Below are 22,280 nucleotides of genomic sequence, written 5' to 3' on the forward strand. Positions count from 1 at the left end.
TTCTGGCTGGACGATAGGGAAGCTCCCGGCGGCCGTCAACCGGGTCACTCAATTTGCTCCACATATGCGCTAGTCACCGGGGTTCGCGGGCTGGATTGGCGGAGATCGGGGTCTTGACGAACGGGAAAGCGCTTACCAAACTGCGGGCATCGCGTGACGGATGTCCGGGTTACCGGCGAGGCACGCGAGGACCTGAGAACGACCCGGGCGGCTCGGCCGCCCGGCCCGGCCGAAGAGGTAGTGGGCATGGTCAAGCAATCGGGGCCGCCCCGGGCGGCCCTCCGCCCCCCGGGCGCCTCCCCGCCGGAGGCCGCCGCCGGGGCGCCGGAGCGGGCGGCCGGGCGGCCGGCTCGCCGCAGGGTCCCGCTGCGGCGGCGGCTCCGCAGGGACGGGGTCCTGCTGCTGCTCGCGCTGCCGGGCCTGCTCTACTTCCTGGTGTTCCACTACCTGCCGCTGTTCGGGTACGTGATCGCGTTCCAGGACTTCCAGCCGTTCCTGGGATTCGCCGAGAGCGCGTGGGTGGGGCTGGACAACTTCGCCGCGCTGTTCGGCGACCCGCGGTTCTGGAGCGCGCTCGGCAACACCCTGCGGATCACGCTGGTGCAGCTCGTGCTGTTCTTCCCCGCGCCGATCGGGCTGGCGCTGCTGCTGCACAGCATCCTCAGCGACAAGATCCGCAGGTTCGTGCAGAGCATCGTCTACCTGCCGCACTTCATCGGCTGGGTGATCATCGTCTCGATCTTCCAGCAGGTGCTCGGCGGGGCGGGCGTGGTGCCCCACCTCATGGACGCCCTCGGCCTGCCGCGCTACGACGTCATGACCGATCCGGACGCCTTCCCCTGGCTGGTGGCGCTCCAGGTGATCTGGAAGGACGCGGGCTGGGGCACGATCATCTTCCTGGCCGCGCTGCTCAGCATCGACCAGGGCCTGTACGAGGCGGCGGCGATCGACGGGGCCGGGCGGTGGCGGCGGCTCTGGCACATCACGCTGCCCGGCATCACGCCGGTGATCATCCTGCTGCTCATCCTCAACCTCGGCAGCATCCTGTCGGTCGGCTTCGAGCAGATCGTCCTGCAGCGCGACGCGGTGGGCCCGGAGGCGGGCGAGGTGCTCGACACCTACGTCTACTTCCACGGCATCCGCAGCGGCGAGTGGGGCACCTCGGCGGCGGTCGGCCTGATCAAGGCGGTGGTCGGCACCGCGCTCGTGCTCGGGGCCAACAAGGTGGCGCACCTGTTCGGCCAGGAGGGGGTGTACCGCGGTGCGGACAAGTAGCCGGCCGGTCTGGATGGAGCCGCCCACCCGGCTCGGGCTCGCGGCCAAGGTGATGACGCTGGTGATCATCTCGTTCGTCGTGCTGTACCCCTTCGCGGCCGTGGTGATGACGAGCCTGTCCACCCAGGACGAGATCACCCGCAACGGCGGCCTCGTGCTGTTCCCCGTGGAGCCCACCCTGGAGGCGTACCGGGTGATCTTCTCCGGGGGCACGGTCACCCGGGCGCTGCTGGTCAGCGTGGCGGTCACCGTCGCCGGCACGCTCGCCAGCCTCAGCGTCACCGTGGCGATGGCGTTCGCGCTGGCGCGGCGGGAGCTGACCGGGGGCCGGGCCATCCTCATGGTCGCGCTGTTCACGATGCTGTTCAGCCCCGGCATCATCCCCAACTACCTGCTGGTCAAGGAGCTGGGGCTGCTCAACTCCTTCGGCTCGCTGATCCTCCCGGCGCTGGTGAGCGCGTTCAACCTGGTCGTCCTGCGGTCGTTCTTCATGGGGCTGCCGCAGGAGCTCCTGGAGAGCGCGCGCATGGACGGCGCGGGCGACCTGCGGATCCTGCTGCGCATCGTGCTGCCGCTGTCGAAGGCCGTGGTCGCGGTGGTCTCGCTGTTCTACGCGGTCGCCTACTGGAACGCGTTCTTCAACGCGCTGCTCTACCTCGAGTCCGACAAGTGGCCGCTGCCGCTGATCCTGCGCCTGTACGTGCTGCAGGGCCAGCCGCTGGGGGCCGACATCGCGGCGGCGGCGGGCGAGGTCCCGCCCCCGGCCCAGGCCCTGCAGATGGCGGTCGTCGTGGTGGCGCTCGTCCCGATCCTCCTCGTCTACCCGTTCCTGCAGCGCTACTTCACCAAGGGCGTGCTGACCGGCGCCGTCAAGGGCTGACCGGCGCATTCGAAGGGAGAACGACATGTCCAGCAACCGAGCGGGCATGGACCGGCGCGGATTCCTCCGCGCCGCGGCCGGCGCCGCCCTGCTCACCGCGGGAGGCGGCCCGCTGCTGGCCGCCTGCGGCGGCGGCGGGGGAGGCGCCGTGCGGAAGGCGGGCGCGATCAGCGACGTGCTGCCGGCGCACGTCCCGATCCCCCCGGTCACCCCCGACCTGCCCGGCACCGCGCAGGGGGTGCCGCCCGGCTACTTCAGCTATCCCCGGCAGCTCACCAAGGGCGTGGCCAGGCCCCCGCTCGGCGGCGGCAACGTCAAGATCATGGCCCAGACGTTCGCGCCGCTCGGGCCGGGCCGGGCCGAGAACGCCGCCTGGCGGGAGGTCGAGAAGCGCGCGGGCGGGACGCTCGACCTGACGATCGTCCCCACCTCCGACTGGGGCGCCAAGTTCAACACCACCGTCGCGGGCGGTCAGCTCCCCGACATGTTCGTCTACGACGACCTCGCCGGGATCACCAACCTGCCGGCCTTCGCCGCCTCCCAGTGCGCCCACCTGGCCCCGCACATCTCCGGCGACGCCGTCAAGGCGTACCCCAACCTCGCCAACATCGGGCAGATCCACTGGAAGGACGCCACGGTCGGCGGGAAGCTGTACGGCATCCCCATCCCGCGCGCGCTCATCGGCGGGGCCGGGTTCTACCGCCACGACCTGTTCGAGAAGGCGGGCGCGACGGACCTCAGGACGACCGACGACCTGTTCGACGCGCTCAAGGAGGTGACCAGGCCCAAGGAGAAGGTGTGGGGCGTCGTCTCCTACACCGGCGCGTCGATGAACATCACGATCTTCGCGCAGCTCTTCGGCGCGCCCTTCGAGTGGAAGGTCGACCCGGCCAGCGGGAAGTTCACCGCCGACCTGGAGTCGCCGCAGTACCGCGCGGCCGTCGAGTTCGCCCGCAGACTGTACGAGGCCGGCTGCTACTACCCGGGCTCGGAGGGCTTCAACCCGACGCAGCGCAAGACCGAGTTCGGCGCCGGCAAGGCCGCCCTCACCTACGACGGCCTGCCCGCCTACTACGGCCCCAACGGCTACGCGCAGACGCTCGCGCGGGTGAACGCGGACTACGACGTCCGCCCGTTCGTGCCGTTCACGCCGGAGTCCACGGTCTTCACGAACAACATCAACTTCAGCTACGTGATGCTGAAGAAGGCCGACGAGGGCAGGGTCAAGGAGCTGCTGCGCCTGGCCGACTTCTTCGCCTCGCCGTTCGGCAGCGAGGAGTACACGCTGCTGCGGTACGGCGTCGAGGGCGTGCACCACAAGCGCGACGGGAACGGCAACCCGATCCTCACCGAGCAGGGCACCAAGGAGGTCGCCTCCTTGCCCTGGAGCTGGTGGCTCGCCCCGCCGTACTCCATCTACGAGCCGACCTCCAAGGCGGTGGCCGAGCACGCCCACGCGGCCATGACCCGGATGATCCCCCGCGCGGTGCAGAGCGCCGAACTGGGGCTGTACTCCCCGGCCTGGCAGGGCAGATACGAGGCCCTCCGCACCCTCAAGTCCGACCGGATCACCTCGATCGTCGTCGGCCGGGCGCCGATGAGCGACTACGACAAGCTCGTCAAGGACTGGCTGGCGGCCGGCGGCGAGCAGGCGCGCAAGGAACTGGAGCAGGCCTACGCCCAGGCCAAGAGCGGAGGAAAGAATTGAACCGAGCCGGTGTCCTGGCCGCGGCGGTCCTCGTCGCGGGCACCCTCACCCCCGCGGTCGCGCACGCCGACCCCGCCCCCTCACCCGCAGCCCCCGCACCCACGGCCCCCGCGAACACCGTCCCCGCACCCACCGCTCCTGAGTCCGCCGCTCCCGCGCCCGGCGGGAGCGCGAGCGCGGAGGCGCCCGCCGTACCCCATCACGTGCTGCTGCGCGGCAGGCCCTCGACCGAGGACGAGCGGCTGCGGCTGTTCCAGACGCAGCGGGCCAGCGACTTCGAGTCCACCGGCCTCTACCTGCCCCCGGGCGGCACCCTGGAGATCGTCTCCGGCGGTACGGCCGCGCCGAAGGTGTGGGTGGGCGACTGGGACTCCTACCAGAAGCGGGCCCCGCGGCCGTACCAGCTCAGGAACGGGGTCAACAGGGTCACCGACGCCGGCGGCGGGCTGGTGTACCTGTCGCTCGCGGGCGCGGGCGAGACCGCCTCGGTGACCTTCCGGGGCGGGTTCCAGCGGGCCCCGCACTACGTGCTCGGGCGGACCACGCCGGAACAGTGGCGGGCGATGCTGGACGAGCGGCCCACACCGTGGGTGGAGCTGGTCTCCGAGCGCACGATCCTGACCCTGAGCAGGGAGGCGGCGCTGCTCTACCGCGACGAGGACCAGGGCGAGACGCTGCGCCTGCTCGACCGGATCGTGCGCGGCCACGAGAAGGTCAGCGGCCTGGACGGCTCCAGCCCGCTGCACGCCCCCAACGCCAACCGGTACCACCTCACCTGGGTGCCCGCCACCCGCCCCGGCGTCGCGGCGTACGCCACCCACCACTACACCGCCTACCCCCCGGCGTACATGGACCGGCTGCTGGGCGTGCGGAAACTGCACGACAACGGCTGGGGCGTCTGGCACGAGCTGGGCCACCAGTTCCAGCAGATGGCCTACAAGCCCGGCGACCTGACCGAGGTGACGGTCAACCTCTACTCGCTGGCCGCGCAGAAGGCGAACGGGCTGCCGTCCAACCTGGTCAAGCCGGACGCCAAGACGGGGCTCACGCCGTACCAGTCGGCGCTGCCGAAGCTGGGCCGCGCGGGGCTCGACTACAACAAGGACTTCGGCGCGTTCGAGAAGCTGGTCATGCTCCAGCAGCTCACGCTGGCCTACGGCGAGGAGTTCTGGCCGAAGGTGCACCGGCTGGTCCGCGAGGAGCGGCCGCCCTCGGAGTGGGACGAGACCGCGACGCGCTGGCGTTACCTCGCCCTCTACACGAGCCGTGTCGCCGGCCACGACCTGAGCGGCTTCTACGCCCGCTGGGGGGCGCCCCTCGACGAGCGCGCCAGGGCCGAGCTCGCCGCCCTCAAGCTGCCCGCCCCCACCGTCGACCCGAGCACCCTGAAGGAAGGCCCGTGAAGCGCGTAGCCACGGCCGCGGCGGCGACGGTCCTGTCGCTCGCGGCGCTCACCCCCGCCGCCCTCGCCGACGCCCCCGAGTCCCACGTCCCCTCGCCCGGGTCGCCGGGCCTCGGCGACCCGCTCTTCCCGACCCTCGGCAACGGCGGGTACGACGTCCGTCACTACGACCTGACCTTCGACTACACGCCCGTGGCCAAGACCTTCACCGGGAAGGTGGAGATCCGCGCCAAGGCGACCCAGGCGCTGTCGAGCTTCAATCTCGACTTCGACCGGCACACCGTGGACTCGATCACGGTGAACGGCAGGCCCGCGACCTGGAGCCACGACGGCGGCGAACTCGTCGTCACCCCGGCCGAGCCGCTCCGGCACGGCAGGCCGTTCGACGTGACGGTGGCCTACCACGGCGTCGGCACCGGGCCGTACGCCGGCCTGAGCGGCTGGAACTTCGGCTCCGACGGCGGCTTCGCGTCCGCCGCGCAGGCCAGCCGCGCCGACACGTTCCTGCCCGTCAACGACCACCCCTCGGGCAAGGCCACCTGGACCTTCCGCGTCAGCGCCCCGCCGGGGTACGTCGCCACCGGCAACGGTGTCCTCACCGGCACGAGCGAGAAGGACGGCAGGACCGTCTGGACGTTCGAGGCGCGCGAGCCGATGGCCTCCGAACTGCTCGGCATCGCCGTGGTCAAGGGCGTCTACCGGGAGGGCCGGGGCCCGCGCGGGCTGCCGCTGCGGCACGTGATCCCGGCCGGCCAGGAGGAGAAGTACGGCCCGATCGCCGACCTCACCGGCGAGCAGGTCGCCTGGGCGGAGAAGCGGTTCGGCAGGTTCCCGTTCAGCACCTACGGCATCCACGTGTACGACGGGTACAAGGCGGCGCTGGAGAACCAGACCCTCTCCCTGTTCGGGACGAACTGGTTCAACCGGCCCGACGGCACCACGAAGTACACCACCACGATGATCCACGAGCTGGTCCACCAGTGGTTCGGCGACTCGGTCACCCCGAAGACGTGGCAGGACGCCTGGCTCAACGAGGGCCCGGCGGTCTACTACGCGGCCGTCTGGGGCGAGGAGCAGGGCTGGGACAGGCTCGACGACAAGATGCGGACCGTGTACGGCAAGCTGGACGCGGTGCGCGCCAAGGACGGCCCCCCGGGCAGGCCCAAGGGGCTGGGCGGCTACAACATCTACGACGGCGGCGCGCTGGTGCTGTACGCCCTGCGGCTGGAACTGGGCGACGACCCGCTGTTCGACCGCGTGATGCGGACCTGGGTCCAGCGCAACGAGGACGGCAACGCGAGCACCGAGGACTTCGTCGCGCACACGGCCAAGATCACCAAGCGGGCCGGGATCGACGCCTTCCTGCGCTCCTGGCTCTACGACGAGAAGAACCCGCCGATGCCCCGGCGCCCGGACTGGAGCGCCCCGTGAGGGCCCGCCTGGCCGCGGCGGCGGCGGGCGTCCTCGCCGTGCTCGCCCAGGCGGCTCCGGCCCCGGCCGCCTCCGTATCGGGCTCCGTGCCCGCCTCGGGGTCCGCGGCCTCGGCGGCCCCCGGGCCGAAGACCTACCACGTCGCGCCGGACGGGTCCGGGCCCGCCTGCTCGCCCGCCCGCCCCTGCTCCCTGGAGTCCGCGCGGGCCAAGGTGCGGCAGGCGCTCGCGGAGGGCATGGACCGGGACGTCCGGGTCCTGCTCGCGGGCGGGACCTACCGGCTGACCGCGCCGTTCACGCTCGGGGCGCGGGACTCCGGGACCGGGGGGCACACGGTCACGTGGGCGGCCGCCCCCGGCCAGACCCCGGTGCTCGACGGCGGCGTCCCGATCACCGGCTGGAGGCGCGAGGGCGACCGCGTCGTCGCGAAGGTCCCGGACGGCGTCACGCCCCGGCAGCTCTTCGTCGGCGGCGGGCGGGCCGTGCTCGCCCGGGGCGAGGCGTGCCCCGCGAACGTCTGCGACGCCACGAAGACCGGCATGACCGGGGCCCGCGCGCTCGGGATCGCCTCCTGGAAGCGGCCCTCGGACGCCGAGGCCGTGATCCGCGTCCGCTGGCGGAACTACCAGTGCCGCGTGACCGGGGTCGAGGGCGACGTGATCACCTTCGCCCAGCCGTGCTGGGGCAACTCCGCCTCGGGGACCGGCCGCACCGGTCCCGCCTGGGACACCACCACCGTGGACTCCTCCCGCTACCGGGGCGTCTCGTTCTTCCAGAACGCGATCGAGCTGCTGGACGAGCCCGGCGAGTTCGCCTGGGACTCGGCCGCGCGGACGGTGACGTACCTGCCCCGGCCGGGGGAGGACCCCGAGACGGCGGTCACCCCCGTCACCGAGAACCTGCTGGTCCTGGACGGCGCGCGCGACGTGCGCGTCGAGGGGCTGACCTTCGCCCACGCCGCCTACCGGCAGCCGGGCACGGCCGAGGGCTACGCCGGGACCCAGGCGGGCCTGACCCTCACCGGCGCGACGGGTCCGGTGGACCACGCGGGCCGGTTCTACACCAAGCCGGCCGCGGCCGTGGTGGTGCGCGGCGGCCGGAACGTGACGGTGGACGGCGCGGCGTTCACCCGGCTCGGCGGCGCGGGGGTCATCCTCGAACGCGGCACCCAGGACTCGTCGGTGACCCGCTCGCGCTTCACCGACCTGTCGTCGGGGGCCGTGTACGTCGGCGACATGGAGCCGAACCCGGAGCCGGAGCTGACCGGGCTGCGCAACACGGTGTCGTACAACACGATCCGGCACACGGGCGTGGAGTACACCGACGCCGTGGGCATCTGGGCGGGGTACGAGGCCGAGCTGACGATCGACCACAACACGCTGGAGAAGCTGCCCTACTCCGGCATCTCGGTCGGGTGGGGCTGGAACCAGCCGGAGGCGCGCGAGCCGGTCCTGCGCGACAACAAGATCACGAACAACCGCGTGGTGGACGCGATGATGGTGGAGTTCGACCAGCACGACGGCGGCGCGATCTACACCCAGGGGCCGCAGCCGGGCACGGTCATCTCCGGCAACTACCTCAACCGCTCCGCCTTCGGCAACACCGAGCGGGACGGCAACGGCGTCTACCTCGACGAGCAGAGCTCGCACATCCGGGTCGAGCGCAACGTGATCACCCGGGTCGCGTACAAGTGGGTGTCCAACTGGGCCGGGTACGGCGTCGAGAACATCGCCCGGCACAACTGGACCGACACCACCGCGCCGGCGCTGTCCGGGCGCGGCTCCCAGATGGTGGACAACCACACCTCCCTGCGCGAGCTGCCGCCCGAGGCGCTGGAGGTGGCCCGGCGGGCGGGCGCGTCGCCGGGCTCGGGCGAGGTCGAGCGGCTCGCGCCCGACCTGGCACGGGACGGCGTCGCGTCGCAGTCCTCCACCGAGGGCGCGGCGGAGGCCGGGCTCGCCGTGGACGGCTCGATCGTGACCGACAGCCGCACCAGGAGCGAGCCGGGCGCGTGGTGGCAGGTGGACCTCGGGTCCGTGCGGCGCGTCGGCTCCGTGGAGATCTGGAACGACGCCTCGATGACCACGGCGGGCTTCGAGGTCCAGGTCGCCGCGACCGCCGACTTCGCCGGCGCGCGGATGGTGCCCGTCGCGGGCAGGGCGCTGCGCCCGTCGCTCGTGACCGTCGGCGCCGAGGGCCGGTACGTCAGGATCAGGCTGACGGGCACCGGGCGCGTGGGCCTGTCCGGCGTGGCCGTACGGCCGTGAGCCGGGCCGGCCCGAACTGATCCGGGCCGATGCGGGTTGATCCGGTACGGCGGGGCGCGCGGGCGCTCCGCCGTACCCCGTCCGAGCGGGAGTGGTGGGAGATGAGCTGGTTCACCGAGGCGCGGTTCGGGTTGTTCCTGCACTGGGGGCTGTACTCGCTGGCCGCGCGGCACGAGTGGGTGAAGAGTTACGAACGGCTGGACGACGAGCACTACGACCGGTACTTCCGGCACTTCGACCCCGACCTGTACGACCCGGAGGCGTGGGCCGAGGAGGCGGCGAACGCGGGGATGCGGTACGTCGTGGTCACGACCAAGCACCACGAGGGCTTCTGCCTGTGGGACTCGGCGCTGACGGACTACAAGGCGACGCGGACGCCGTACGGCAGGGACCTGCTCGCGCCGCTGGTGGAGGCGTTCCGGAGGCGCGGGATGCGGATCGGGTTCTACCACTCGCTGCTCGACTGGCACCATCCGGAGTTCCCCGTCGACCTCTACCACCCCCAGCGGGACGACGAGGAGACGCGCGCGGCGCCCCGGGACGTCCGCAAGTACGCGGACTACCTGCACGGCCAGGTGCGGGAGCTGCTGACCGGGTACGGGCCGGTCGACCTGATGTGGTTCGACTTCTCCTACCCGGGGCGCGGCCTCGGCGCCAAGGGCCGGGACGAGTGGCGGTCGCGGGAGCTGTTCGACCTGGTGAAGGAGCTCCAGCCGGGGATCATGATCAACAACCGGCTGGACCTGGGCTCGGGCGACTTCACCACGCCGGAGCAGGTGATGCCGCAGGGCGGGACGACCGGCGGGGTGCCGTGGGAGTCGTGCCAGACGCTCAACGGGAGCTGGGGCCACGACCGCGACAACCTCGACTGGAAGCCCGCCGACCTGCTGATCCGCATGCTCGTGGACAACGTCTCCAAGGGCGGCAACATGCTGCTCAACGTCGGCCCCGACGGCCGCGGCCGGTTCGGGCCGCGGGCCGTCGGGCGGCTGCGCGAGATCGGGGACTGGATGAGCCTGCACTCCCGCTCCATCCACGGCGCCGGGGCGGCCCCCGGCCTCACGCCGCCCCCCGACTGCCGGTACACCCTCCGCGGCGACCGGCTCTACCTGCACCTGTTCGCCTGGCCGCTGAAGCACGTCCACCTCGACGGCCTGGCCGGCCGGGTCGAGTACGCCCAGTTCCTCCACGACGCCTCAGAGGTACAGCCGCTCCGGGTGGACCCCGCCCAGCCCGGCCACCTGTACCTGCGCGGCCTCCCGGAGGACACCCTCACCCTCCAGCTCCCGGTGACCCGCCCCGACGTCGCCGTCCCGGTCATCGAACTGTTCCTCCGCGACGCCTGAACGCCGCCCCGACGCCTGAACGCCGCCCCGACGCCTGACGCCGCCGGCGGCCGTCTGACGCCGCCGGGCGCCGCCGTCGCGCGCCCCGCCGAGGTCCGGTCCGTACGGCGGGCGCGGGACCCGGCGCCCGCCGTACGGAGGGTCAGGCGGGGAGGCCGGGGGTGAGGGCCGGGGCGCGGTCCTCGACGGCCTGGGCGAGGCCGAAGAGCAGGTCCTCGGCGAAGCGGCCGGCGACGAACTGGACGGAGACCGGGCGGGAAAGGACTTCCCCCGCGCCCCGGACAAGCCCTAACCTGCCGCGATGGACGAATCCCCGATGTTCCGGAGCCTGTGGCGGCACGGCCTGCGCCCCCAGGGCGAATCGCTCGACGAGGTGCGGCGGATCCTGCGGGAGCAGACCGGCCCGGAGGCGGATCCCTGGGACGTCGACGTCGACGTGCTGAAGCTGGGCAGCGTGCAGTTGTTCAACGCGGGCGACCCGGCCGACGCGGAACTCATCTGGGACGCGAAGACGGCGGGCGGGATGGATTCCTTCTGCTCCATCGACGTCCAGCTCCTGTGCGGGGCCGGGCTGGCCGAGACCAAGGAGTTCCTGGCCGGGCGGCCGGACGCGGACGACCCGGACGGGGTCCTGGAGTGGCTGGTGGGCTGCGAGGCGGCGGGCGACTTCGCGGACTTCTCGCCCGCCGCCTGGTCGGCGGTCTACGACCGCTACTACGGAGAGGGCGCCTGAGCCGATCACGCGTGAGCCGATCCGGCGCGACCCGGGCGGGGCGCCCGCCGGACGGCGCGGGGCGGCCCCGCCCGGGGAGGGGCGGGGCCGGGGGGGCGGGGTGGGTCAGAGGCCGGTGACCTTGAGCTTGACCCGGTAGGAGTACCAGGTGGGGGCGGCGCCTTCGAGGTAGTCCTCGACGTAGGCGACGCCGCCGACGGCGAGGGGCGCGCAGTGGGTGGGGCCGGAGGCGGTGACGGTGCCCAGGTCGTCGCCGGAGCCGACGATGGGCGGGTCCACCTCGCGCAGGCTGAAGCCGGCGCTGCCGGTGCTGGAGACGGTCGTGGCGGGGTTCTCGAAGTCGGCCGGGTCGCCGTCGTCGCCGTTGCGCATGTCGAAGAAGTTCGCGTTGAAGCGGGGGAAGAGGTTGCCGCCGACCGAGAAGCGCAGCTCGTCCTCGCCGTCCCGTTCCGCGATGTCGAAGGCGTCGATGTCGTACAGCTCGACCCGGCACATGCTCGCCAGCGCCTGGGCCCCCGCCGGGGCCGCGGTGAGCGCCACGGGGGCGGTGAGGCCAGCGGCCAGGGCCAGGCCGGTGATCAGCTTGTGAGAGCGCATCTGTACTCCTCCTGGGCTCTCGGACGTCCCGCGACCGTCGCGGAACGTGTCCCAACGATGGGGAAGCCGCCGTTAGCGCACCGTGAGACCCCAGCTCAGCGCCGCTATAAGTCATGACTTGTGTGGCTTTTTACGCAGTGGGCGGAGCCGCGCCGCCGTACCGTCCATCCGTGCCCGCCGACTCGCTGACCCTGCTGCTGCTCGGCCCGCCGGAACTGACCCTCGGCGGGACGCCCCTGCGCGTGCGCTCCGCCAAGGCCCGCGCCCTGCTGTGCCACCTCGCCGCCGCCTCCGGCGCGCGTCCCCGGGCCGAGCTGGCCGCCCTGCTGTGGGGCGAGCGGCCCGACGCCAACGCCCGGGGCAGCCTGCGCCTGGCGCTGTCCGAGCTGCGCCGCGAGGTGGGGGACTGGCTCGACGTCACCCGCGACCACGTGCGGTTCCGCGCCGGCGACGGCTGCTTCGTGGACCGCCGCCTCCTCGCCGGGGCGTCGTCGGCCGGGGAGGCGCTGCGGCTGTGGCGGGGCGACTTCATGGACGGCGTCTCCTTCTGCGACGCGCCCGCGTTCGCCGGCTGGGTCGAGGCCGAGCGCCGCCACGTGCGCGGCCTCCTGCGCGACCTGCTCGTCCGCGCCGCCCCGTCCCCCGAGGCGGTACGGCTGGCGCGCGTCGTGACCGCGCTGGACCCGTACGACGAGGAGGCGCACCGCCTGCTGATGGGCGCCCTGGCCGCCACCGGCAACCGCGCCGGGGCCCTGGCCTGCTACGAGGACCTGCGCCGCCGCCTGTCCGCCGACCTGGGCGTCGCCCCGTCCCCCGAGACGGTCGCGGCCTGGCGGCGGCTCCTGCCCCGCCTCGCGCCCCGTCCGGCCCCGCCCGTCCCCGGAACCGGCCTGATCGGCCGCGCCGCCGAGATACGCCGGGTCCGCGCCCTCCTCGCGCGCCACCGCGCCGTCACCCTCCTCGGCCCCGGCGGCGTCGGCAAGACCCGGCTCGCCATCGCCGCCGCCGAGCCGCCCGAGACGGGGGAGGTCGCGTTCGTGTCCTTCGCCGGGGTGGGCGCGGACGCGGCCGTCACCACGCTGGCGCGGCGGCTGGGCGTGGACCTGTCCCCGGCGCGGCCGGCGCTGGAGCTGCTGCTCGCGGCGCTCGCCCGGCGGAAGGGCCTGCTGCTCGTGCTGGACAACCTGGAGCACCTGCCCGCCTTTGACGCCGTCGTGGGCGCGATCCTGCGCGCGGCGCCCGGCGTGCGGGTCCTGGCGACGAGCCGGCGGCGGCCCGGCGTGGCCGGGCAGGCGACCATGCGCGTGGAGGGGCTGCCGGACGGCGACGCCGAGGCGCTGTTCGCGGCGCGCGCGGCCCGGGCGTGCCCGGCGTTCGACCCGGAGCGGGAGGCCGCGCACGTCGCCGCGATCTGCGCCGCGACCGCCGGCCTGCCGCTGGCGATCGAGCTGGCGGCGGCCCTGCTCCGGGCGGTCCCCTGCGCCGAGCTGGCCCGCGGGCTCGGCGCGGGCCCCGGGCTGCTGGCGGCCGGCGGGCCCGCCGTGCGGCCCCGGCACGCGTGCATGCGGACCGTCTTCGAGACCTCGTGGGGGCTGCTGGACCCGGCCGCGCGGGAGGCGCTGGCGGCGCTGTCGGTGTTCGGCGGCGGGTGCACGCCGCGCGCGGCGCTGGAGGTCGCGGGCACCCGGCCGGAGGTGCTGGTCCGCCTCGTGGACCACAGCCTGATCGAGCTCACGCCGTCCGGGCGGTACGCCGCGCACCCCCTCATCCAGGGCTTCGCCGCCGCCCGCCTGGACCCGGGTCGCCGCGACGAGCTGCGCGGACGGCACGCCGCGCACTTCGACCGCCTGCTGGGCGAGCACGCCGCCGCGCTCCAGGACGCCGCCGACGCCGAGGTCACCCGCGTGCTCGGCGCGGAGCTGGACAACATCCGGCTCGCCTCGGCGGTGGCCCGGGAGCCGGCCTTCCTCGACCTGTACTGGACGCTGTGCCTGCGGCTGCGCCTGTACGAGGAGGCCGGCGCCGTCGCCCGCCGCGGCCTCGCCCGCGCCGGTGCGCCCCCGCACCTGCGCGCCCGCCGGCTCTGGATGGCGGCGGTCGGCGACCACCACCTCGCCCGCGACCGGGAGTCCGCCCGCCTGGCCCGCGAGGCCCTGGCCGTCCTGGGCGAACCCCTCCCGGACTCCCGCCCGCGCCTGGCCGCCGCCGCGCTCGCCGCGGGCGTGCGGCAGGCCGCCCACCGCCTCCTGCCGTACGGCCGCGCGGACGCCTCGGGGCCGGAGGCGGCGCAGGCGCTGACGCTCCTGGCCCTGCTGGCGTACCACCGGCAGGACGTCCCCGCGATGGTCGCGGCCGCGCTCCGCCAGCTCAACGCCGCCGACCGGGCGGCGGACCCGGCGCTGAAGGCCGAGGCGTACGCCAACTTCGCCACGATCGCCCGCGTCGCCGGCCGCCACCGCCTCGCCGCCCGGTACGGCGCGCTCGCCGACCGCGCGCTGGCGTGCCTCGACGGCCCGGCGGAACCGGCCACCCGCGCCCGCCTGGCCCGGGGCGTGGACCAGTTGCACTCGGGCGCGTTCGAGGAGGCCCGGCGCTCCTTCACCGAGTGCCGCGCCCGCACCCTCACCCCGCGCATCGCCGAGAGCTGCGCCGGGATGCTCGCCGAGACCGCGCTCTGGCGGGGCGACTTCCCCGAGGCGGCCTCGCTGTACGCCGCGACGGCCGAGCAGGCGGCGGCCCGCGTCGGCGGCGACCACATCGGCCGCCACTGGGGCCTGCTCGGCCAGGCCGAGGCCCTGCTCCGGGTCGAGGGCGCGCGGCCGGAGGAGATCGCGGCGATCCTGGCCGCCGCCCGCGAGTCCGCCGCCCGCCGCCGCGACCGCGAGCGCGAGCTCGGCCTCCGCGACGGCCCGGTCATGCCGCTCGTCCAGGAGATCCGCCTGCTCACGGCCTCCGCCCGCCTCGCCCTGTTCCACGGCGGCCCCGCCCCGCCGCCCGCTCCGGCTCCGCCGTCCGGCGCGGCTCCGCCGTCCCGGGAGGCGGGGGTGGCCCTGGCCCGCGAGACCGTGGCGAGGGCGCTCGCGCTGGCCGTACGGCTGCCGCCCGGGCCGCGCGGCATGCTGGAGGGCTGGGCCGGGCTGGCCGAACTCCTCGCCGCCCTCCCCGGGCCTCCGGACCGCGCGGCGATCCGCCTCCTCCTCTCCCGGCTGAGGAGGTACGAGTCCCGCAACCCCGGCGCCGCCGCGCGGATCGGCTGGGCCCGCGCCCTGGTCCTGGCGTCGGCCGGGAACCGGAGGGCCGCCCGCGCGGCGGCCGGGCACGCCCTGTCCGCCGCGACCCGCCTGTCCGCCCCCTACGACCGCCACCGCGCCGGCGCCCTCCTCGCCGGACCGGCCTCCTAGCCGGCCGGGCGAGCGCGTACCGCCCGGCGCAGTCGTACCGGGGGGAGGGTCAGGCGGTGGTGAGGACGTCCTCGCGGGCGGGAGAGGGGGCGGGGTCGGGCGCGCCCCGGGTCAGCAGGCGGGCGGTCAGGCTCAGCGCGGCGGTCACCACGAGGGAGACGGCCATGGGGAGCGCGGTGTCCTCGCCGGCGACGCCCACGAGGGGGGAGACGAGGGCGCCCACGGCGAACTGCAGCGCGCCCATCACGGCGGCGGCGGTGCCGGCGGCCCAGGGGGCGCGGCCGATGGCGAGGGCCGAGCCGTTCCCGAGGATGAACGTGACTGAGCTGACCAGGAAGAACAGGATCGGGAGCACGACCGGGGCGGGCGCGCCGAGCGCGATCGCCGCGAGGAGCGCCGCCGACAGCGTGAGGAGGAGGGTCTGCCCGGCGGTGAGCAGGGCGCGCGGGCGGAACCGGGTGACGAGGCGGGCCCCGATGAGGCCGGTCGCGACCATGCCCAGGGCGTTGACCGCGAAGGCGACCGTGTACGCCGTGGTGGACAGGCCGAGGACGCCCTCGATCACGAACGGCGAGGCCGAGATGTACGACATGAGACCGCCGAAGCCGAGCGCGTAGGCGAGGACGTAGCCGACGTACCCCCGGTCGGCGAGCAGGCGGCGGACGTTGCGGCCGGTCGCCGCCAGGCCGCCGCCGTGGCGGCGCTCCGGCGGCAGCGACTCGCCGACGACGAACAGGGAGCCGAGCAGCATCAGCGCGCAGATCGCCGTGAGCGCCCAGAACTCGGCGCGCCAGCCGAACGGCACGAGCACGCCGCCGGCGAGCGGGGCGACGACGGGGGCCAGGCCGCCGATGCTGGCCAGCAGCGAGAACACCCGCGCGGCGGCGGTGCCCGACACGCGGTCGGCGGTGGCGGCCCGGGCGATGACGATGCCCGCCGCCCCGGCGAACCCCTGGACGAACCGCGCCGCGATCAGGACCCAGATCTCCGGCGCGAGCGCGCACGCGGCGGAGGCCAGCGTGGCGAACGCCGTCGCGACGAGCAGCGGCGGCCGGCGGCCGAACCGGTCCGACAGCGGCCCGATGACGAGCTGCCCGGTGGCGAGCCCGACGAAGAACGCGGTCAGCGTGAGCTGCACGGCCGAGGCGGTGGTGCCCATGTCCTCGGCCAGCGCGGTGAACGCGGGCAGGTACATGTCCGTCGAGAACGGCGCCATCGCCGACAGCAGCGCGAGCACGAGCAGGAGCGGGCCGGAGACGCCGGTCCGCGCGGCGGGGGGTGTCACGTGAGGGTTCTTCCTGTCACCAAATCATTATTTATGCATACATAAATAATGTAGCATGGAGACCATGGAGAACAGCTCCGGCCTCCACGCGCTCGGCGCCGTGCTGCGCGACCTCAACCGGGACCTCCTCCGCGCGGGCAGGCGCGCCGCGGCGGTGGAGCCGCTGCCGGAGAGCGAGGCCGACATCGTGCGCCTGGTCGTGCGGGAGCCGGGCGTGAGCCCCGGCCAGATCGCCGCCGAACTGCGCATGAAGCCGAGCAACGTCAGCGCGGGCCTGCGCCGCCTCGCCGAGGCCGGGCTGGTCGAGCGCGTGAGCGACCCGGCCGACCGCCGCGCGGCCCGCGTGCTGCCCACCCCCCTGGCCGTCCGCAACGCCCTGCTCCTGGAGCGGGCCCGCGCCGGCCTCCTGGAGGAGGCCCTGGACACCCTCCCCGCCGCCCACCGCGACGCGCTCCTTCGCGCGATCCCCGCCCTCCGCGCCCTGGACACCGCCCTCCGCGACCGCGTGTGAGTCCGTGCGCCCTTGGTGCGCGGCCCGCGTACGGCTCGCGTACGGCTCGCGCGGACCCCCGGGGGAGGGGCCCGCGCTCAGCCGCACGGGTGCTAGCAGTCGCTCAGGGCGGGCAGCCCGAGCAGGCGGAGGGTCAGCCACTCGATGGCGAGCGGGCCGCCCTCGACCGCGCCGGCGACGTGGTTCTGCGCGGGCAGGGAGGCCCAGCGGGTGGTGACGCCGGCCGCGCAGTACTCCGCGCGCAGCTCGGCGCCCACGGCGTGCGGGATGATCTCGTCGCCGCGGGCGTGGTAGAGGAACATCGGCACGCGCGGGGGCAGGGCGCCCAGCCGGTTCTCGTTCATCCTGGCCACCCACTTCGGCTGGTTGAGCAGGTCGCGCGTGGTCAGGTCGGCGAAGCGGAGCCCGGCGAGCTTGCCCAGCTCGCCCACGCAGTCGTCGGCGGCGTCGGCCAGCAGCGCCCGGCCGCGCTCGTTGAGGTCGGCCTCCAGGTCCAGCTCGGGATAGGCGGCGTCCAGCCCCACCCCGGCCGCGGCGGCCAGGCCGAAGTTCGGCGACCCGTCCAGGTGCAGCGCGACGTCCCGCAGGTCGGCCGGGACACCGCCCGCCGCGACGCCCCGCAGCCGCAGCTCGGGCGCGTACGACGGCTGCAACTGCGCCGCCCATCCGGCGGAGGCCCCGCCCTGGGAGTAGCCCATCACGGCGACCGGGGCCCGTGCCGACAGGCCGGCCGCCGGGATCCGTGTCGCCGCCCTGATCGAGTCGAGCACCGCGTGCCCCTGGGAGATCCCCGCCATGTACGTGTGCTGCCCCGGCGTGCCCAGGCCCTCGTAGTCGGTGACGGCGACCGCGAACCCCTTGAGCAGGAAGAGGCTGATCAGCGCGAGCTCGGCCTCGCGGCCCTCGCGCATGCTGACCGACGGCGCGCACTGGTCGCCGAGCCCGTGCGTGCCGACGGCGTACCCGATGATCGGCCGCGCCCCGGCCGGGTAGGCGGACTTGGGCACGAGCAGCGTCCCCGAGACCGTGTTGGCGGCGCCGGTGGCGGACGTCGAGCGGTACAGGACGTGCCAGGCGTTGACCGGCACCTCCAGCACCTTGCCCGGCAGGAGGTAGACGGTGGTCGGCTGCGCGGAGACGACGTCCCCCGCCGTCGCCGCCCGCGCGGGACCGGGGATCGCGACGAGCGCCGCGACCGCGAGGAGGGCAGTGAGCATGCTGACGCGGACACGAACCTTCATGTGCCGCCCCTCTCGATGAGGTCCACTCAGGAAAGGCGGCGCCGCGAGAGGATGATTACCCGAGGGTAACTCGCAGTCAATACCCAATTCTGTCCCGTAACGGCCACCCGTCCCCCGCCCCCGTCAACCCCCGCCCCCGTCAACCCCGCCCCCGTCAACCCCGCCCCCGTCAACCCCGCCCCCGTCAACCCCGCCCCCGTCAACCCCGCCCAGGCGGCCCCCGCCCGCTGCGGATTCGGCCCCGGGCGCCGGTGGCGGCATCGGCGGCACAAGGAAGGGGGCGGCGATGTGGCGCGCCGCCGCGTATGCGATCTTGTTGAACCAGGATTTCCGGCATGGATAGAGGGTGTGCGGGAACTACCGACGCACACCTTTTGAAGATCGATTTGTGAGGCGTCATGGTCGGGTCGCGCGGGGTCTTCCGGCGGAAGCCGGTGGAGGAGATCGCTTCCGAGCACGAGGGAGAGTTGTCCAGATCGCTGGGGCTGTGGCAGCTCACCGCGATCGGGGTCGGCGGGATCATCGGGGCGGGGATCTTCGCCCTGGCCGGGGCGGTGGCGAACGAGACCGCCGGCCCCGCGGTCCTGGTGTCGTTCCTGCTGGCGGGCATCGCGAGCGCGGCGGCGGCGCTGTCGTACGCCGAGTTCGCCGGGCTGATCCCCAAGGCGGGCTCGGCCTACACCTACGGGTACGCCGTGCTCGGCGAGATCGTCGGCTGGTTCATCGGCTGGGACCTGCTGCTGGAGTACACCGCGATCGTCGCGGTCGTGGCCATCGGCATCTCCGGCTACTTCGGCTTCCTCGTGCAGCAGCTCGGCTTCCACCTGCCACCGTGGATGCTCGGCGCGCCCGGCACCGGCGAGGGGCACGTCGTCGACCTCTTCGCGGCGCTGCTGTGCCTGCTCATCGCGTTCCTGCTCAACCTGGGCATCCGGGCCGCCGCCCGCTTCGAGACGTTCGTGGTGGCCGTCAAGGTCGCCGTGGTGCTGCTGGTCATCGTGGTCGGCTTCTTCCACGTCAAGACCGGCAACTACACCCCGTTCTTCCCGTACGGCGTGGGCGGGGCGATCACCGGCGCCGCGACCGTCTTCTTCGCGGTGTTCGGTTACGACGCGATGAGCACGGCGGCCGAGGAGTCGCGCGATGCCCGCCGCCACATGCCCAAGGCGATCGTGTACTCCCTGGTCATCTCCATGGTCCTGTACGTCCTGGCGACGCTCGTGCTCACCGGGATGCAGAAGTACAGCGACATCGACCCCGAGAGCGGCTTCTCCTCCGCCTTCGCCTCGGTGGGCCTGTCCGGCCTGGCGTCCGTGATCGCGGTCGGCGCGATCGTCGGCATCCTCACGGTCATGTTCACGTTCATGCTCGGCGTCACCCGGGTCTGGTTCTCGATGAGCCGCGACGGCCTCCTGCCGCGGTGGTTCGCCAAGCTCCACCCGGTACGGCGGGTGCCCTCCCGCGTCACCTGGATCGTGGGCGCCGCCTCCGCGGTGATCGCCGGATTCCTCCCGATCCGTGAGGCCGCCGAGCTCACGAACATCGGCATCCTCCTGGCGTTCGTGGTCGTCTGCGTGGCGGTGATCGTGCTGCGGTACCGCCGCCCCGACCTCCCGCGGACGTTCCGCACGCCGGGCATGCCGGTCGTCCCCGCGGTCGGCGTGCTGTTCTCCCTCTGGCTGATCACCTTCCTCGACGTGATGACCTGGCTCCGCTTCGGCGTCTGGTTCCTCATCGGCCTGGTGATCTACTTCGCCTACAGCCGCCGTCACTCCGTCCTGAACCGCGGGTCCTGAACCGCCGGTCCGGAACCGCCGGTCCTGAATCGGCGATCCCCGACGAGCGACCCCGCGCGGCTCGGCCCGGCCCGTCCCCGGTGGCGGGCCGGGCCGTCCCCGGCGTCGTCCGGAGCCGTCCCGGCGCCGCCCTGAGCTGTCGGGGCGACGCCGTACCCTACGCGCATGACCACGGACCGATTCACGCTGACCCCCGCGGGGCCGTACTCCTTCGGCGCGGTGCTGCGGTTCACCGAGGACTGGCCGCCCACCCGGGGGCTGCCCGCCGACGGGAGGGCGCTGCGGTTCGCCTACTGCGCCGAGCACGATCGGCGCCCGGTCGGCGTGACGGTCACGGAGTCCGCGGAGGGCGTGGACGTCACCACCACGCGCCCGGCCGGGCCGGAGCTGCGCGGGGAGATCGCCCGCATCCTCTCCCTCGACGTGGACGGGACCGGCTTCGCCGCCGTCGGCGAGGCCGACCCGGTGGTCGGCGACCTCCAGCGGGCCGCGCCGGGCCTGCGCCCGGTGTGCTTCTGGAGCCCCTGGGAGGCCGCCTGCTGGGCGGTGATCGTCCAGCGCTCGTCCGGCGTCGTCGCCGCGAGCATCAAGGGGCGCATCGCCGCCCGCTTCGGCGCGAGAGTGGTGCTCGACGGCGCGGAGGTCCACGCCTTCCCCGCCCCGGAGGCGCTCGTGGACGCGGACGGCCTGGGCCTGCCGCACCAGAAGGAGGAGTGGATCAGGGGCCTGGCCCGCGCCGCCCTCGACGGCCTCCTCACGACCGAGCACCTGCGCAGCCTCCCGCCCGAGGAGGCCCTGGCGGAGCTGCGCGCCCTCCCCGGCGTCGGCCCGTTCTCCGCCGGGCTCATCCTCATCCGCGGGGCCGGCGCCCCCGACGCGTTCCCCGGCGACGAGCCCCGGCTCTTCGCCCTCCTCCGCGAGGCCTACGACCTCCCCGAGGACGCCCCCCGCTCCGCGTACCGGCGGATCGCCGAGTCCTGGCGCCCCTACCGCTCCTGGGCCTCCTTCCTCTTCCGCGCCGCCGGCTACGCCGCGCCCCCGGAACCACCCCCGCCGCCGCCCCGCCCCCGCTGACCGCGCGTCCACGGGATTCCCCTCAACCGCGTCGCGATCGCCTCCTGGGGCTGGCGGGCCGGGCTGATGGACTGACGGGGCACGCCCGCGCAGGCCGGGGCGCGGGGCCGAGGTGAGGAGGGGGAGGGGATTGCCAGGGGGAGGTTCGCGGGGGAACCTGGGCAGAGCCGGACCGGCTGGGAGACGCGAGGCGAGGCCGTGGAGAGCGCTGCGCGGAATGAGGGCCACAGGCCGTGGTGGAAGGGCAGGCTCGGGTGGGGCCTGCTGGTCGCGCTGGGGCTGGGCGTCGTCTCCGTGGTCGTGGACCAGGGCGGCGTGCTGCTCCGGGTCGGCGCGGTCATCGCCATCAGCGGGATGGTCCTGACGGTCGTGGTGGACGCCTACCTGCGGATCGAGCAGGCCGTGGAACGGCAGCGCGAGCGCGAGGCCGGGCTGCTGGAGACGCAGCGCCGCCTGGCCGACGTGCTGGCCTCGCTCAAGGCGCTGGGGGACGCCTCGCCCGCGTGCCACGACTTCCTGGTGGGGGTGGCCGAGGACTGGCGCCGCGCCGAGGAGCGCAACAGCGTCTTCATGCTGTGGATCCTGGAGGACCAGCAGCGCGAGTTCCGGGCCCGGCTGCGGAACCTGGCCGAGGGCCGTACCACCATGGACCGCAGGACCGAGCGTGCCTTCCGGTCCAGCGGCCTGGCGGACTTCGTCGAGATGCACGTCCTGAGCGCCACCCACGTGGAGTACTGGCGGACCCCGCCGGGCCGCCGCTACCTGCGGATCCAGAAGGACGCGCAGCGGACGGGACTGCGCGTGCGGCGGGTGCTCGTGCTCCCGCCCGGCGACGCCGCGAGGTGGGCGGACGTGGTGGCGGACCAGCTCGCGGCCGGGATCGAGCTGTCGCTGATCCTGGCCGAGGAGATCCCCGCGGAGTACGACTGGTTCCTGCGCAAGGATCGCGCGCTCCTGACCGACCGGGGCGGCGTGACCGGCGTATTCCTGCCCAGCTCGTCGGCCGAGCAGCCGCCCGCGGCCTACGAGGGCTTCTTCACCACGGAGATCCAGCAGGTCCTGGAGACCCGCCACATCCTGGAGACCCTGGCGGCCTACGAGCACGCCCCGTCCGAGCTCTACCCCGCCGCCTGAGCCCGGCCCCGGGCGGCCGGCCCGCCGCCCCCCGCCCGCCGTCGCCGCCCCCCGTCGTCGCTCGTCGTGGCCCGCTGCCGCCGGACGCCGCCGCCGGTCACGGGCGTACGGCAGGCGCGGCGCGCCGGATCGGCCGCGCGGGTGGACGCCGGGAGGGCCGCGCCCCGAAGATTCTCCGGAGAAATCCGCCGGCCGCGTC

At 74.3% G+C, this 22,280-nt stretch carries 16 protein-coding genes; 13 read left to right on the forward strand and 3 right to left on the reverse strand.

Annotated features, from left to right (window positions below; all coding sequences use genetic code 11):
- Positions 1-246 precede the first annotated feature (246 nt).
- The 8 genes from D5H75_RS15150 (at position 247) to D5H75_RS15185 (ending at position 11,042) form a co-directional block, all read left to right on the forward strand.
- Positions 247-1,275: an ABC transporter permease gene (locus D5H75_RS15150; RefSeq protein WP_202638162.1), complete on the forward strand. Its 1,029-nt coding sequence runs from the start codon at positions 247-249 to the stop codon at positions 1,273-1,275.
- Positions 1,262-2,155 carry a carbohydrate ABC transporter permease gene (locus D5H75_RS15155; RefSeq protein WP_242454247.1) on the forward strand — a complete coding sequence of 298 codons (894 nt, stop codon included), beginning with the start codon at positions 1,262-1,264 and terminating at the stop codon, positions 2,153-2,155. Before D5H75_RS15150 ends, D5H75_RS15155 begins: the two co-directional genes overlap by 14 nt.
- A 25-nt stretch (positions 2,156-2,180) precedes the next feature.
- Positions 2,181-3,863 carry an extracellular solute-binding protein gene (locus D5H75_RS15160; RefSeq protein ID WP_119927044.1) on the forward strand — a complete coding sequence of 561 codons (1,683 nt, stop codon included), beginning with the start codon at positions 2,181-2,183 and terminating at the stop codon, positions 3,861-3,863.
- The gene (locus tag D5H75_RS15165; RefSeq protein ID WP_147425154.1) at positions 3,860-5,266 is read left to right on the forward strand and encodes a M60 family metallopeptidase; all 1,407 of its coding nucleotides are present in this window, start codon (positions 3,860-3,862) and stop codon (positions 5,264-5,266) included. Before D5H75_RS15160 ends, D5H75_RS15165 begins: the two co-directional genes overlap by 4 nt.
- A complete protein-coding gene (locus D5H75_RS15170; protein WP_119927046.1) occupies positions 5,263-6,696 on the forward strand; it encodes a M1 family metallopeptidase in 1,434 nt (477 codons plus the stop codon). Before D5H75_RS15165 ends, D5H75_RS15170 begins: the two co-directional genes overlap by 4 nt.
- A complete protein-coding gene (locus D5H75_RS15175; RefSeq protein ID WP_202638163.1) occupies positions 6,693-8,963 on the forward strand; it encodes a right-handed parallel beta-helix repeat-containing protein in 2,271 nt (756 codons plus the stop codon). The genes D5H75_RS15170 and D5H75_RS15175 overlap by 4 nt, the downstream gene beginning before the upstream one ends.
- Before the next feature lie 29 nt (positions 8,964-8,992).
- Complete coding sequence (locus D5H75_RS15180) at positions 8,993-10,309, forward strand: alpha-L-fucosidase (protein ID WP_202638164.1); 1,317 nt, start codon at positions 8,993-8,995, stop codon at positions 10,307-10,309.
- A 301-nt stretch (positions 10,310-10,610) separates the two neighbouring features.
- Positions 10,611-11,042, forward strand: coding sequence for a hypothetical protein (locus tag D5H75_RS15185; protein WP_119927048.1), 432 nt, complete (start codon positions 10,611-10,613; stop codon positions 11,040-11,042).
- A gap of 105 nt (positions 11,043-11,147) precedes the next feature.
- Here D5H75_RS15185 and D5H75_RS15190 read toward each other — a convergent pair whose 3' ends face one another.
- Positions 11,148-11,639 carry a hypothetical protein gene (locus D5H75_RS15190; RefSeq protein WP_119927049.1) on the reverse strand — a complete coding sequence of 164 codons (492 nt, stop codon included), beginning with the start codon at positions 11,637-11,639 and terminating at the stop codon, positions 11,148-11,150.
- A 170-nt stretch (positions 11,640-11,809) separates the two neighbouring features.
- Between D5H75_RS15190 and D5H75_RS15195 the strand changes: the two genes are divergently transcribed.
- Positions 11,810-15,040 (forward strand): ATP-binding protein, encoded by a 3,231-nt coding sequence (locus D5H75_RS15195; protein WP_119927050.1) that lies wholly within the window; start codon positions 11,810-11,812, stop codon positions 15,038-15,040.
- A gap of 49 nt (positions 15,041-15,089) precedes the next feature.
- Here the strand turns inward: D5H75_RS15195 and D5H75_RS15200 are convergent, their stop codons facing one another.
- A complete protein-coding gene (locus tag D5H75_RS15200) occupies positions 15,090-16,325 on the reverse strand; it encodes a multidrug effflux MFS transporter (RefSeq protein WP_242454248.1) in 1,236 nt (411 codons plus the stop codon).
- 64 nt (positions 16,326-16,389) lie between these two features.
- On the opposite strand from D5H75_RS15200, the gene D5H75_RS15205 reads away from it, so the two are divergent.
- A complete protein-coding gene (locus tag D5H75_RS15205) occupies positions 16,390-16,836 on the forward strand; it encodes a MarR family winged helix-turn-helix transcriptional regulator (protein WP_202638165.1) in 447 nt (148 codons plus the stop codon).
- 92 nt (positions 16,837-16,928) lie between these two features.
- Here D5H75_RS15205 and D5H75_RS15210 read toward each other — a convergent pair whose 3' ends face one another.
- Entirely contained in the window at positions 16,929-18,077 is a 1,149-nt protein-coding gene (locus D5H75_RS15210; RefSeq protein ID WP_202638166.1) for a lipase family protein, read from the reverse strand.
- A gap of 398 nt (positions 18,078-18,475) precedes the next feature.
- Between D5H75_RS15210 and D5H75_RS15215 the strand changes: the two genes are divergently transcribed.
- The 3 genes from D5H75_RS15215 to D5H75_RS15230 all read left to right on the forward strand — a co-directional run bounded on the left by D5H75_RS15215 (position 18,476) and on the right by D5H75_RS15230 (position 22,081).
- Entirely contained in the window at positions 18,476-19,873 is a 1,398-nt protein-coding gene (locus D5H75_RS15215; protein ID WP_119927053.1) for an amino acid permease, read from the forward strand.
- Positions 19,874-20,038: 165 nt separating this feature from the next.
- The gene (locus tag D5H75_RS15220) at positions 20,039-20,947 is read left to right on the forward strand and encodes a DNA-3-methyladenine glycosylase family protein (RefSeq protein ID WP_119927054.1); all 909 of its coding nucleotides are present in this window, start codon (positions 20,039-20,041) and stop codon (positions 20,945-20,947) included.
- Positions 20,948-21,145: 198 nt separating this feature from the next.
- Complete coding sequence (locus D5H75_RS15230) at positions 21,146-22,081, forward strand: hypothetical protein (protein ID WP_202638167.1); 936 nt, start codon at positions 21,146-21,148, stop codon at positions 22,079-22,081.
- The last annotated feature ends 199 nt before the right edge of the window (positions 22,082-22,280 follow it).

The sequence above is a fragment of the Bailinhaonella thermotolerans genome, assembly GCF_003594875.1.
Classification (GTDB): domain Bacteria; phylum Actinomycetota; class Actinomycetes; order Streptosporangiales; family Streptosporangiaceae; genus Bailinhaonella; species Bailinhaonella thermotolerans.